General features: G+C 59.1%; 10 protein-coding genes. 4 read left to right on the top strand and 6 right to left on the bottom strand.

Annotated elements, in window-relative coordinates:
* Window positions 1-81 precede the first annotated feature (81 nt).
* Window positions 82-1308 (top strand): MFS transporter, encoded by a 1227-nt coding sequence (locus ACOQOY_RS19750; RefSeq protein ID WP_420587029.1) that lies wholly within the window; start codon window positions 82-84, stop codon window positions 1306-1308.
* Between the two features lie 3 nt (window positions 1309-1311).
* On the opposite strand, the gene ACOQOY_RS19745 is transcribed toward ACOQOY_RS19750, so the two are convergent.
* From ACOQOY_RS19745 to cysS, 3 genes are read right to left on the bottom strand one after another with little or no spacing between them, the layout of a single operon-like run.
* The gene (locus tag ACOQOY_RS19745; protein ID WP_420587028.1) at window positions 1312-2139 is read right to left on the bottom strand and encodes a squalene/phytoene synthase family protein; all 828 of its coding nucleotides are present in this window, start codon (window positions 2137-2139) and stop codon (window positions 1312-1314) included.
* The gene (gene cimA / locus ACOQOY_RS19740; RefSeq protein ID WP_420587027.1) at window positions 2091-3725 is read right to left on the bottom strand and encodes a citramalate synthase; all 1635 of its coding nucleotides are present in this window, start codon (window positions 3723-3725) and stop codon (window positions 2091-2093) included. The genes ACOQOY_RS19745 and cimA overlap by 49 nt, the downstream gene beginning before the upstream one ends.
* Complete coding sequence (gene cysS, locus ACOQOY_RS19735; protein ID WP_420587026.1) at window positions 3725-5122, bottom strand: cysteine--tRNA ligase; 1398 nt, start codon at window positions 5120-5122, stop codon at window positions 3725-3727. Before cysS ends, cimA begins: the two co-directional genes overlap by 1 nt.
* Before the next feature lie 216 nt (window positions 5123-5338).
* Here cysS and ACOQOY_RS19730 point away from each other — a divergent pair, with 216 nt between their 5' ends.
* Together ACOQOY_RS19730 and ACOQOY_RS19725 are read left to right on the top strand one after the other, a co-directional pair.
* Window positions 5339-5683: an MmcQ/YjbR family DNA-binding protein gene (locus ACOQOY_RS19730; protein ID WP_420587025.1), complete on the top strand. Its 345-nt coding sequence runs from the start codon at window positions 5339-5341 to the stop codon at window positions 5681-5683.
* Between the two features lie 59 nt (window positions 5684-5742).
* A complete protein-coding gene (locus ACOQOY_RS19725; RefSeq protein WP_420587024.1) occupies window positions 5743-6930 on the top strand; it encodes a pyridoxal phosphate-dependent aminotransferase in 1188 nt (395 codons plus the stop codon).
* A gap of 5 nt (window positions 6931-6935) precedes the next feature.
* Here ACOQOY_RS19725 and ACOQOY_RS19720 read toward each other — a convergent pair whose 3' ends face one another.
* Window positions 6936-7454 (bottom strand): outer membrane protein, encoded by a 519-nt coding sequence (locus tag ACOQOY_RS19720; protein ID WP_420587023.1) that lies wholly within the window; start codon window positions 7452-7454, stop codon window positions 6936-6938.
* 423 nt (window positions 7455-7877) lie between these two features.
* Here ACOQOY_RS19720 and ACOQOY_RS19715 point away from each other — a divergent pair, with 423 nt between their 5' ends.
* Window positions 7878-9422, top strand: coding sequence for a trimethylamine methyltransferase family protein (locus ACOQOY_RS19715; protein ID WP_420587022.1), 1545 nt, complete (start codon window positions 7878-7880; stop codon window positions 9420-9422).
* Window positions 9423-9471: 49 nt separating this feature from the next.
* Here ACOQOY_RS19715 and ACOQOY_RS19710 read toward each other — a convergent pair whose 3' ends face one another.
* Both ACOQOY_RS19710 and ACOQOY_RS19705 read right to left on the bottom strand, forming a co-directional pair.
* Window positions 9472-9717 carry a hypothetical protein gene (locus tag ACOQOY_RS19710; RefSeq protein WP_420587021.1) on the bottom strand — a complete coding sequence of 82 codons (246 nt, stop codon included), beginning with the start codon at window positions 9715-9717 and terminating at the stop codon, window positions 9472-9474.
* Between the two features lie 544 nt (window positions 9718-10261).
* On the bottom strand, window positions 10262-13882 hold the full coding sequence (locus ACOQOY_RS19705; protein WP_420587020.1) for a vitamin B12-dependent ribonucleotide reductase: 3621 nt from the start codon (window positions 13880-13882) through the stop codon (window positions 10262-10264).
* Window positions 13883-13983: the final 101 nt, after the last annotated feature.

Here is a 13983-nt window from a genome sequence, read left to right as displayed (position 1 = left end):
GGCAATGCGCTCACGTTAGGTTGCTTTGTCGCAGATGCAACCCGCTTGTATGACTGGCCTTTCACGGATACGCATGAGCCCATGACGATGACCGCCACCACCCGGGACAACAGACAAGCCAAACGCAACGTTGCGGTTTTGGTTGCGGCTCAGGCTGTGCTGGGTGCGCAGATGCCGATGATCTTCATCGTCGGAGGGTTGGCCGGGCAATCACTGGCATCAAACCCCTGTCTGGCCACACTGCCCATTTCCCTGATCGTTCTGGGTTCGATGCTGGCGGCTACGCCAATCTCGGCGATTATGCAGCGCTGGGGCCGCCGCGCAGGCTTTCTGGTCGGCGCAACCGCGGGTGCCTGCGGAGGGATCGTTGGCGCTTATGGCCTGTTCCTTGGGTCCTTCCCGGTTTTCCTCTTGGGCAGCCTGCTGACAGGCATATACATGAGCGCTCACGGGTTCTACCGCTTTGCAGCCGCAGACACGGCATCTGATGCGTTCCGCCCCAAGGCGATTTCCTACGTTATGGCGGGTGGCCTGGCTGCGGCCATCATCGGGCCGCAGATCGTTAAACTGACCTCAACTGCCTATGTCATCCCCTTCCTCGGCACCTATCTGGCCGTGATTGCAGTGAACATAATCGGCTCAGTACTGTTTTTCTTTCTTGATATTCCGACGCCCGAAAAGCCCCGCGAGGATGCGCCTAAAGGCCGGACACGTCTGGAAATGCTCAAAACTCCGCGTATTGCAGTGGCGATTATCTGTGCCATGGTCTCATATGCGCTGATGAATTTGGTGATGACGTCCACACCGCTGGCCGTTGTGGGTTGCGGATTTACCGCCAATGACGCCGCCGATGTTGTCACCAGCCACGTTCTGGCGATGTACATTCCCAGCTTTTTCACCGGCCAGCTGATCGCAAGGTTCGGCGTGGAGAAGATCGTCGCCCTCGGCCTCGCCATTCTGGCCGGAGCGGGCGTGGTCGCCCTGCAAGGGGTCGAGCTTGGGAACTTCTTTATCGCCCTCATCCTGTTGGGCATCGGCTGGAACTTTGGCTTTATCGGCGCCACCACCATGCTGGCCGCATCGCATGATGTGAATGAACGCGGGCGCATGCAGGGTCTGAATGACCTGCTGGTGTTCGGAGGAGTGACGGTTGCATCGCTGGCCTCGGGCGGGCTGATGAACTGCTCCGGCGGCTCACCGGTCGAAGGCTGGACAGCTGTGAACCTAGCCATGATCCCACTGCTGACTTTGGCAGGCGGCGCGCTTTTGTGGCTGGTCCTGAAACCGTCCGAGCCGGAAACCGCCTGACGCCTACCAGCGCCCGCGGGTGACTGCCCACATCAATGACAGGCGGCGTCGTATTTCGCCCTGCGCCAGATCACCGGCAGCAACACGATCCGGGCGCGCTACTGCGCGTCTCAGAACCCACTCTGCCTGCCACCCTGAGAACAACGCGGGACGGGCCTCCGACGAAACCGATGACGCAGTGGATCGGGCGCGTTGTAGCCTTTCCATCGCCTTTTGTGCCAGCGCCCGCACACCTTCGGGAGTGCCGTCCAACAAAGGTATCCGACCGCGCGCTTCCAGATCAGGAATCGCCCGCAACCAATTCGCGACTCCGACTCCATATCCGAAATCCCGCACCACATCTTTGTCTGCCGCCCCCAACGCCTGCGCCGCCGCGACCATCAAAGACCCCGCGCTGTGGTCGATGTAAGCGTCGAAATGTGCCTCATCCTCAAACGGATCGCGGTATATATCCCAACGCCTTACGGCCACATACTCATCCATCATAGCCGCCAATTCAGGCGTCAGCACCTGGGAAAGAGGCGTCACGACCTCGTGCCTGCGTACAGTCTGACCTTCAGCGATCTCCTGCAAGGCGTCACGCCACCATTGCAGGCGCATCTCGGCAATCATCGCCTCTTGCGTGACCCAGGGCGCGCGCGCCACCTCGACATTCAGAGCATAAAGTGGGAACAGCACGGGCCGCACGGCAACTGGCGCGGCCATGACCGCCATAAAGCGATCAGGATCGGCACGATGCACAAGCGCCGCGCAGGATTTTACGTCGTCGTCGAATTCCAAGGTCACTCGGCCACCACGGCCTGCGGCCCACAGTCGCGCACCAGTTTCCATTGGATCGCCTCTAACAGCGCCTCAAACGAGGCGTCGACTATGTTCGCGCTGACCCCCACGGTGGACCAGTGGCGCCCCTGCCCGTCTTCGCTGTCAATGATCACGCGCGTTACGGCTTCGGTCCCGCCCTGAGTGATACGCACCTTAAAGTCGACCAGCTTCATATCGGACAGAACCTGAGAATACTGCCCCAGATCCTTGGCCAGCGCCTTGGACAGCGCGTTGACCGGCCCCCGGTCGCTGCCATCCTCGTCCAGAGATTCACTGACTGACAGTTTCTTTTCCCCGTCGACCTTCACGACAACGACCGCCTCGGACAGGCTGACCATTTTGTTGTACTTGTTCTTGCGCCGCTCAACCGTGACCTTGTAGCGCTTGACCTCAAAGAACTCGGTCAGCTGCCCCAGTTCGTCCCGCGCCAGCAGTTCAAAACTGGCCTGAGCGGTGTCGTAGGAATACCCCTCAGCTTCGCGCTGCTTGATGCGGTCCAGAATGCGCCCCAAGGCCGGGTCGCCCTTTTCCACGACCAGTCCGGCCTCGGTCAGGCGTTTGCGCAGGTTCGACTGCCCGGCTTGGTTTGACATTGGAATGATCCGCGCGTTCCCGACTGACCCCGGATCGACATGCTCATAAGTCGACGGGTCTTTGAGGATCGCACTGGCATGCAGCCCCGCCTTATGAGCAAAAGCCGACGCACCCACATAGGCCGACTGTTTGCTGGGAACCCGGTTCAGGATATCGTCCAGCATCCGGCTAATGCGGGTCAGACCGGCCAATGCCCCGGCGCTGACACCAACTTCAAAGGACGAAGCATAAGGTTCTTTCAGTAACAAGGTCGGGATCAGAGCGGTCAGGTTCGCATTGCCGCAGCGTTCCCCCAACCCATTCAGCGTGCCCTGAATCTGTCGTGCGCCCGCATCGACCGCGGCCAGCGAACAGGCGACCGCGTTTTCGGTATCGTTATGCGTGTGAATGCCCAGACGATCCCCTTGCAATCCGGCTGCGATCACTTCGGACACGATCCGTGCCACCTCAGCAGGCAAGGCACCGCCATTTGTATCGCACAGAACGACCCAACGCGCGCCCGCGTCCAGCGCCGCCCGGCAGACCTCTAGCGCGTAGTCTGGATTGTCCTTGTACCCGTCAAAGAAATGCTCGGCATCAAACAACGCCTCGCGCCCCTGCGCCACGATATGCGCGACCGAGGCGCGGACGTTCTCGACATTCTTTTCCAGCGAAACCCCAAGAGCGTGGGTTACATGGTAGTCATGCGATTTACCAACCAGACAGACTGCCTGCGTCCCGGCGTTCATGACCGCCGCGAGGACATCGTCATTCTCTGCGGACCGCCCCGCGCGTTTGGTCATGCCAAACGCCGTCAAGCGCGCAGATGTCTTTGGGGCAGCCTCGAAAAAGGCGCTGTCCGTCGGGTTCGCCCCTGGCCAGCCACCTTCGATGTAGTCCACACCCAGCTCATCCAGAGCCTGCGCGATCTGCACCTTTTCGGCGGTCGAGAACTGAACCCCTTGGGTTTGCTGCCCGTCGCGCAGGGTCGTATCGTACAGATACAGGCGCTCCTTCTGCATCACACCTCCTCCAGCTTGGCGGCATCGAACCCGGCACCCGGTACCAGTTCTACCCCGTCCTTGCTCATGCGAACCTCGAGACCGGCGGCGATGTAGGCCGTTTTAAGACGGTCTACTTCCGAGAAATCCTTGCTCTGCATCGCAACGGCTCGCGCAGTCGCCAAGCGGTCCGCGTGTGCAGACAGATCAACCGCAGTCGTATCCGCCCAGCTCCCCATTTCGGGATTCAACAGGCCAAGCAGTTGTGCACCCGCCAGCAACCCGGCAGCATCTCCATCTGCCGCTAAACGGTAAAGCTCGGCCAATGCGCCCGCTGTGTTGAGATCATCACTCAGCGCAGCGATGACCGAGGGCGCCGCGCTGGCGGCGGGCTCGATGCCCGTTGTCAGCGCCCGCCATTTGCGCAGCGTTGCCTCGGCCTCGCGCGCCTTTTTCTCGGTCCAGTCCATCGGCTTGCGATAATGGGTTTGCAAAAAGACAAAGCGGATCACCTCACCCGGCACGCCCTGCTCCAGCAGATCATGGACGGTGAAGAAATTGCCCAGCGATTTGGACATCTTCTTGCCTTCCACCTGCAACATCTCATTGTGCAACCAGATCCGAGCGAACTCGCCCTCGGGGTGCGCGCAGCAGCTTTGGGCAATCTCGTTCTCATGGTGCGGGAACATCAGGTCGTTGCCACCACCGTGGATGTCGAAACTCTCTCCCAACAGCTCATACGCCATGGCCGAGCATTCGATATGCCACCCAGGACGCCCGCGGCCCCAAGGGCTGTCCCAGCCCGGCAGCTCATCGGTCGACGGCTTCCAAAGCACAAAATCCATCGGGTTCTTCTTGTAGGGCGCGACCTCGACTCGCGCACCTGCAATCATGTCATCCACGGATCGACCCGAAAGCGCTCCATATTGCTCTTTCCAACTGTCCACCGCGAACAGCGCATGGCCCTCGGCCGCGTAGGCGTGACCTTTCTCAATCAGGCCCTCGATCATCTCGATCATCTGATCGATATACTGAGTCGCACGCGGCATTTCATTGGGTTCCAAAGCCCCAAGCGCCCCCATATCATGGAGATACCAGCTGATCGTCTCGTCCGAGCGCTCCTGAACCAGCTGCTCCAACGTACCCGCTGCCCCGGCCTTTTTTCGCGCCAACGCGGTCGCGTTGATCTTGTCATCCACGTCGGTGAAATTGCGCACATAGGTCACATGATCCACGCCATAGACCTGCCGCAGCAATCGATAGAGCACATCAAACACGACCACAGGGCGCGCGTTGCCCAGGTGAGCGCGATCGTAGACAGTCGGGCCACAGACATACATCCGCACATCGTCAGCCTTGATCGGCACGAAATCCTCTTTCGTCCGCGTCCGGGTGTTGTGCAGTTTGATTGTCGTCATCGGTCGGCTCCTAAAGACAGCATGTCGTGTCGCGTTGACGCGGGCTTAGCAACTTGTCTCAGGGATGAAAACGAAAGAAACCGGCCCGCTTGAAGGATCAGCAGGTAATGCAGCAAATAATGATGCAGGTCATCGGTTTCATGACCGTCTCCTACCACGGCAGGCGCGATGCGCCAAGCCTTGAGTTTCGCCGGGTCACCGCGCAGGATCAAAACCATGACACGTGAAACCGTGAACGCCATCTGCAAAACGCTGCCCGGGGCCGAGTGGTCGGACCCCTGGGGCGGTGGCCATGACGCATGGAAAGTTGGCGGCAAGATGTTTGCCTGCATCGGCACGGCTGACGACGGCGTCTCAGTCAAAACCCCGGATATCGAAACGGCTCAGATGCTGATCGATGCCGGTGTGGGTGTAAAAGCACCCTATTTCCACCGCAGCTGGATTCGGCTGCCCTATGACTGCGCCCCGGATGAATTGCATCACCGCCTGAACGCCTCATACGATCTGGTTCGGGAATCGTTAACCAAAAAGGTACAGGCCACTCTTCCGCCACGCTGCTGATTGACTTTTCACAACGCCTCTGGCCCAGTCGGGCGCAGCAGGCCAGTCAGGAGCAGTTCATGAAAGTGTCGGATCGTCTCGCCCACCTTATCGAAGACGGCAATGATGGCTGGGATGTGTTCTACCGCGCGCGCCAGATGATCAGTGACGGGCGTGCCATTACCGAACTGACCATTGGCGAGCATGACATCCGCACCGATCCAACAATACTTGCAGCCATGGACCTGTCGGCACGGCAAGGCCACACGGGTTATGCGATGGTTCCGGGAACGGATCTGCTGCGCGATACAGTTGCAGCGCGCGTTGAGGCGCGCACGGGCGTTCCGACCCGGCGCGACAACGTCGTGATCACGTCTGGCGGTCAGGCCGCACTGTTTGCCGCGCATGTCGCCGTTTGCAATCCCGGGGATGTGGCGTTGTACCTTGACCCCTACTACGCCACCTACCCCGGCACGATCCGCGCCGCTGGGGCAGTCGCGCGCACGATCCAAACTTCTGCCGAACACGCGTTTCAACCAAGGGCTTCTCAGATTGACGCCGCCGCCGATGGGGCCGTATCGCTGTTGATCAACACGCCGAACAATCCGACCGGCGCCGTCTATTCCCCCGAGACCCTGAACCAGATCGCCGACATATGCCAAAAGCGCGACCTTTGGCTGATTTCGGACGAGGTCTACGACACGCAGGTATGGGACGGCACACATATTTCGCCACGCATGCTTCCGAACATGGCCGAGCGCAGTCTGGTCGTGGGTTCGATGTCCAAATCCCACGCGATGACGGGGTCGCGATGCGGTTGGGTTGTGGGACCGGAACACGTCATTTCTCATCTTATCAACCTGTCGACCCACACGACCTATGGGGTGCCGGGATTCATTCAGGATGCTGCCAGTTTTGCTTTGAACGCAGGTCCGGCGCTCGAAGAAGATGTGGCCGCGCCGTTCCGCAGACGGCGTTCTCTGGCCGTCGAGATCCTGAACGCGCAGAACACGATCAGGCTGATCCCGGCTCAGGGGGCGATGTATCTGATGCTGGATATCCGAGCGACCGCGCTAAGCGGGAATGAGTTTGCCAATGCGCTGCTGGACACGCAGGACATTGCCGTCATGCCCGGGGAAAGCTTTGGCAAAGCAGCGGCGGGTCATATCCGCGTCGCAATGACGATTGACGATGACAGGTTTTCGTCGGCCCTCAGCACGATCTGCACCTTCGCGGCCGAACTGGCCGATAGGCGCGCCGCTGAATAGAAGAATCAGAATCGGAAGGTTGTCCGCAGGTTAAAGACGTTCGAATCCAGCCCGCCATCCGTGCGGGTCACATCATCAAAATCCTGCCGCAGGGCTTCGCCGCTGATGATGAAGTTGTCCGTGACGGGATAAGCCACGCCGATCCCGTAAACCGCCGCTGTGTCATTGTCGACCGAGCTGTCCACCCGCGCAGCACCAACCACCACATAGCCAAGCGCCGACCCAAAATCATAACCGCCGCGGAACTTGAGGCGGGTCATGCTGTCAAGGCTGCCTTCGCCCTGACCGAGGTTTAGAGACAGGCGATTATATTCCAGCTCGCCCCCCAGAACAAAGTTCCCGAAGTCACGGTCATATCCGATATGGGGACCGAAACTGAAATCATCGCCACTGCTGCCGTTTGGCCCATCGGCGTCTGTATAACCAAAGCTGAAACCGCCATAGACCCCTGTCCAATCCTCAGCCATTGCCGGAGCGGCCATGGTCGTCACCAATGTGACTATGAGGGCATTCAGGGCTTTCATAAATGTCTCCAAACAAACCTTGCGCCGGGGTTGGGATCGTTCAGGGTATCGTAACTCAAACACATGGACCCCAACTGTTAATATTCAATTGAGATCACAGATCGCTCTTAAATAAGTGAAGTTACGATAACAGGTTTCCGCTACGTCAGGGAAAAAATCTCGACCAATCAAGGCAAAAGCGCGTATGTGATGCCGGAATGCTTCGCTTTTGGGTGCCGAGGTCGCAAACAGGACAGACCCTTGCAGTGCACATTTGAATACTAAGCTGCAAGAATCTGAGGAACCCTATGCAGAACGATGTTTGGAAAGTACGACTGATCAGCCGCACTATCGGTGCTGATCGTGGCCGTGCCGCGCGGGGGCGACCCCGGGCGATGTGACCTCAGCCATTCTGCTCACATCACTACGACCGGATTCCAAACAATGAACGAACAAACCCGTAACTCATCACGCAGCGGCGGACGCGCCGCCCGTCGTGCTGCCCGCGCATCCGCCCTGCCAGAGCATCTACGCCCCGTCCGCCCCGGCATGGAGGGCGGTACTCTGAACGTCCTGACACAGGCACAGATCGAACGCATTCATCAGGCCGCCCTGACCGCGCTTGAAACCATCGGACTTGCGGACGCACCGCAGAGCGGCATCGACTATCTGGTCGGCGCTGGCTGCATCCTGGGCGACGATGGCCGCATTCGATTCCCTCGCGCCCTTGTTGAAGACACAATTGCCAAGGCAAACCGCTCTGTCACCTTGCACAGCCGGGATGGGAAAACCGATCTGGAGTTATCGGGGACCAAGGTTCATTACGGCACCGCAGGCGCGGCGGTCAGCATGGTCGACGTTCACGGTCAGGAATATCGCGATTCAACTGTACAAGACCTGCACGACGCGTCGCGAATTTGCGAACAGCTTGAAAACATACACTTTGTTCAGCGCCCCATGGTGTGTCGCGACATCGCCGATAACCTCGAGATGGATCTGAACACGATCTACGCCGCCTGTTCGGGTACGTTCAAACATATCGGTACTTCTTTCACCGAACCCAGCCATGTCGCCCCGGCGATGGAAATGCTGCACATGATCGCAGGTGGCGAAGACAAATATCGCGAGCGGCCATTCGTTTCCAACTCGAACTGCTTCGTGGTGCCGCCGATGAAATTCGCCACGGAAAGCTGCGAAGTTATGGAGGAGTGTATCAAGGCCGGGATGCCCGTCTTGCTGCTGTCTGCCGGGATGGCCGGGGCCACTGCGCCCTCTACTATTGCCGGAGCGATCACTCAGGCAACGGCAGAATGTCTGGCGGGGTTGGTTTACGTAAACGCCGTAAGCCCTGGCGCACCCGCCATTTTTGGCACTTGGCCCTTCGGGTTGGACTTGCGCACGGGCGCAATGTCAATTGGGTCCGGCGAGCAGGCCCTGCTAACGGCAGGTTGCGCTCAGATGCACCGTTTCTACGATCTGCCGGGCGGTGCCGCCGCTGGCGCCTCAGATTCGAAACTACCCGACATGCAGGCCGGGTGGGAACAGATGTGTTCCAACGTGATGGCGGGCCTCTCTGGCCTGAACATGGTGTATGAGGCAGCGGGTATGCATGCCTCTCTGCTGGGGTTCTGCCATGAAAGCCTGATCCTCAGCGACGACCTGATCGGACAAGCGCAACGCTGTGTGCGTGGGATCGAGGTTTCGGACGAGACGCTGGCGCTGGATCAGATTGCTGAGGTCTGCATGGGTGGCCCCGGTCATTATCTGGGTACCGATGCCACGCTCAGCCGGATGCAGGCTGATTACGTCTATCCGGTTTTTGGGGACCGCTCGTCGCCCAAAGAATGGGTTGAGCTGGGTAAGCCGGACCTGATCGAAAAGGCGATCAAACGGAAGGAAGAGATCCTGTCCACGCCGTCTCCGGCCCGGTTCGACCCGCTTTTGGATGCTGATATCCGCAATAGATTCAACATTCACCTCAACACATAACAGTTTAGAAAAGCGGCCAGAATACTTCTGGCCGCCTTCCCGGTCGGTGTTAGCCGTTGGTCGGCGGCAACAGTCCTGCCTCTTGCGCCACGGCAATCTCATCCGCGTCCAAAGCGCCGTCTCCATTGGCATCCATCGCCGAGAAGCCCTCAGCATCCACGTCAGGCATGACAGCCTGCACTTCTTCGATGGTCAAAACACCGTCCCCATTCGTATCAGCCGCAGATTGCGCGACGGCCAACGCTGGTAGTGCAAGGGTAATGGCGGTAACAGCGGCCAGTTTTTGCGGTTTCATTGTGATGCCTCCTGATTGAGTTTTTTAGTTTTCTGTCCGGACACGCATCACAAACACCGCAACCCAGCCCCCTGTCACCCGGAATGCCAGAACCGGCGGGTTTCGCGCCAATCTCCGCGTGTTTGGCAGAGTCGCATCTGCAATCAATCGCTGGGCAAAATTCCCCCATCGGCCCTCGGCGGTTCTTGCCCGACGCTGATGCGACTATCCGGCAAGGATTGGCTCAAATTCGCAAATATCATTGTGGAAAAAAGAAAGGGGGCCGAAGCCCCCTGTCAGTTTCGCCTTCCAGGCTCATTTCGTTGACCGCCCGGTGTTTTTTTGCCTGCGGCCTGGACTGCGCATGGGGCGAGCGCACCCGCCCCGTGAAAGAGTGGGAAAGAGCAAATATTCCGCCCCACCCTATTCCCGGCCAACACGGGCATGTCGGCCGAGTGGAGAAAGGTCATCAGGTAAGTCTTGCGTCCTTTCTCCGTATTCGTCGGGGTCGGTTACCTTGGGCAGCGTCCGACCCCTACGCCCCGGGGTGCCGGGGCGTTAATCCTCAGCTACACCCGCTGGTGGCACCGCAAGTGTTGCACTTCATGCAGGTGCCGTTGCGTACCAGCGTGTAGTTTCCGCATTCGCCGCAGGGGTCGCCCTCATAGCCCTGCATCTTGGCTTTGGTCCGTGCATCCATGCTAGTCGCGACGGCAGTTTCTGCTGCTGGCGCTTCGAATGTCGGCGCTGCTTCGGCCATCCCGTTCGCTTCGGCCTGACCACCGTTGAAGACCATCAGGTCCTGCGGCAGACGTTTACGGAGGTACCCGGTCGAGCTAATTTGTTTCAGCACTTCCAATGACTTGCTGGCCGCACTGTCGCTGATCTCAGAGACGTTCGCGACGCCCTCTTCCTCGCCACGGCCCAGATCGTCGAAGGTTGCGCCTTCGGGTTTCACATGGGCCAGATCGGTGCGGTCCAGATAGGACACGGCCAGTTCGCGGAAGATGTAATCCAGGATCGACGTCGCGTTCTTAATCGAGTCGTTGCCCTGCACCATCCCCGCCGGTTCGAACTTGGTGAAGGTGAACGCATCCACGAACTCCTCCAGCGGCACGCCGTATTGCAGGCCGACCGAGACCGCGATGGCAAAGTTGTTCATCATCGCCCGGAAGCCAGCGCCTTCCTTGTGCATGTCGATGAAAATCTCACCCAACTTGCCGTCTTCGAACTCACCGGTGCGCAGGTAAACCTTGTGGCCGCCGACGATTGCCTTCTGGGTATAGCCCTTACGGCGATGCGGCAGTTTCTCGCGATGACTGCGGATCATCTCCTTGACCACAACCTTCTCGATCACCTTCTCGGCCAGAACGACAGCTTTTTCCTGCGTCGAACCGCTTTCAAGCACTTCCGCCGCTTCGTCGTCATCCTCGACCAGCGCCGCCGCCAGAGGCTGCGACAGTTTCGAGCCGTCACGATAGAGCGCATTGGCCTTCACACCCAGAGACCACGACAGTTCATAGGCCTTCTGGCAATCCTCGATGGTCGCGTCATTCGGCATGTTAATCGTCTTCGAAATCGCGCCTGAGATGAAGCTTTGCGCCGCCGCCATCATGGTGATGTGGCTATCAACCCCAAGGAAACGCTTGCCTTTCTTACCGCAAGGGTTGGCGCAGTCGAAGATCGAATAGTGCTCTTCCTTCAGATGCGGCGCGCCTTCCAACGTCATGGTTCCACAGACGTGATCGTTGGCCGCGTCGATATCCGCGCGGGTAAAGCCCAGATGCCGCAGAAGATCGAAGGTCGGGTCATTCAGCTTGGTCGCCGGGATGCCCAGAACGCCGGTGCAGAAATCCTCACCCAGCGTCCACTGGTTGAAGACGAACCGGATATCAAAGGCGCTTTCCAGCGCAGCGTCCACTTTGGCCAGCTCATTCGGGCCAAAGCCGTGACCGGTCAGCGAGGTATGATTGATCCCCGGCGCGTTACCGATGGTGCCATGACCAACGGCGTAGCCCACGATCTCTTCGATCTGAGACGAGGAATAGCCCAGCTTCTCAAGCGCTGACGGCACCGAACGGTTGATGATCTTGAAGTAACCGCCACCGGCAAGCTTCTTGAACTTGACCAATGCAAAGTCCGGCTCGATCCCGGTTGTATCGCAATCCATCACCAGACCGATGGTGCCGGTGGGCGCGATAACAGTGGCCTGCGCGTTGCGGTAGCCGTTCTTCTCACCCAGGCTCAGCGCCTCATCCCAAGCCGACATGGCCAGATCGACCAGACGTTTGTCCGGGCAGTTGTTATGATCCAAGGGGACCGGCTTCACGGCCAGTTTCTCATAACCGTCGGTCACACCTTGCGACGCACGGCGGTGGTTGCGGATGACGCGCAGCATGTGGTCTGCGTTCCGTTCGTACCCCTTGAACGGTCCCAGCTCACCGGCGATCTCAGCCGAGGTTGCATAGGCCACGCCGGTCATGATCGCGGTCAGCGCGCCACAGATCGCCCGACCTTCGTCCGAGTCATAGCTGTAGCCCATGTTCATCAGCAGGCCGCCGATATTGGCATAGCCCAGACCCAGCGTGCGGAAGTCATAGGACAGTTGCGCGATTTCCTTCGACGGGAACTGCGCCATTGTCACCGAGATTTCCAGCGTCAGGGTCCACAGACGCGAGGCATGCATGTAGTCTGCCGCCTGGAACTCACCATCCTTGAGGAAGGTCAGCAGGTTCATCGACGCCAGGTTACAAGCCGTGTCATCGAGGAACATGTATTCCGAGCACGGGTTCGAGCCGCGAATCTCACCATCTTCGGGGCATGTGTGCCACTCGTTCACGGTGTCGTGGAACTGGATGCCCGGATCGGCGCAGGCCCAAGCGGCGTGGCCAACCTTTTCCCACAGATCGCGCGCCTTTACGGTGCGAGCGACCTTGCCGTCGGTACGGTTGATCAGCTCCCAATCGGCGTCTTTCTCAACGGCAGTCAGGAACGCGTTGGTCACGCGGATCGAGTTGTTCGAGTTCTGACCCGAGACCGAGCTATAGGCTTCCGAATCCCAATCCGTGTCGTAGGTCGGGAACTCAATGCTGTCGTGCCCCTGCCGCGCATAATCCAGCACACGCTTGATGTAAGTCTCTGGGATCGCGACTTTTTTCGCCTCGCGCACCGCTTTCTTCAGGCTGTCATTCTTGTTGGGGTCATACGCGTCGTCTTGCGCGCCGTCCCAGCTTCGGATGGCCTCGAAAATGCCGTTCAGCATCTTCTCGTGCATCTTCGATCCGGCAACGATCGAGGCCACCTTCTGCTCTTCGATCACCTTCCATTCGATGAATTGCTCGATGTCGGGGTGATCAGCATCGACGATTACCATCTTTGCTGCTCGACGGGTTGTGCCGCCTGATTTGATCGCGCCAGCGGCGCGGTCGCCGATCTTGAGAAAGCCCATCAGGCCCGAGGACTTGCCGCCACCCGACAGCGCCTCGCCTTCTGCACGCAGATGGCTGAAGTTGGTCCCGGTGCCCGAGCCGTATTTAAACAGGCGCGCCTCACGCACCCACAGATCCATGATGCCGCCTTCATTCACCAGATCGTCATCGACGGACTGGATGAAGCACGCATGCGGCTGCGGATGTTCGTAGGCGGATTTCGATTTGGTCAGCTTGCCGGTTTTGTAATCGACATAGTGGTGCCCCTGCGCCGGGCCGTCGATCCCATAGGCCCAGTGCAGACCGGTGTTGAACCACTGAGGGCTGTTCGGTGCGGCCCGTTGGGTCGCCAGCATATAGCGCATCTCGTCAAAATAGGCGCGCGCGTCTTCCTCGGTCGAGAAGTAGCTGCCCTTCCAACCCCAATAAGCCCATGCGCCGGCCAGACGGTCGAACACTTGCTTGGACGAGGTTTCTCCGCTGAATTCGGCGCCGTCAGCAGGAACCGAGCGCCATAGGAACTCAGGAACGTCCTTTTCCTTCACCTTTTTCAAAGCGGACGGAACGCCGGCCTTGCGGAAGTATTTCTGCGCGATGACGTCGCTTGCCACCTGGCTCCACTTTGCGGGAACTTCGATCTCGTCCAAACGGAAAACGATGGTACCGTCCGGGTTTCGGATTTCAGATGTCGCAGAGACAAAGTCCAGATCTGCGTAAGCGTCCTGCCCCGGTTTGGTAAACTTCCTGTCAATCTTCATGTCCGCACGCCCTAGATTCAATCAACTTGTCCGATGGCATCAGGTTCGAATACGCGAACCTACCGCCGTGCCTGCAAATGAGGGCGAATGGGACCGGACGC

Origin of the sequence: Ruegeria sp. (assembly GCF_965221235.1) — a bacterium.
Classification (GTDB): domain Bacteria; phylum Pseudomonadota; class Alphaproteobacteria; order Rhodobacterales; family Rhodobacteraceae; genus Ruegeria.
Note: the sequence above shows the minus strand (reverse complement) of the source record. Positions and strands in the feature narration are given on the sequence as shown.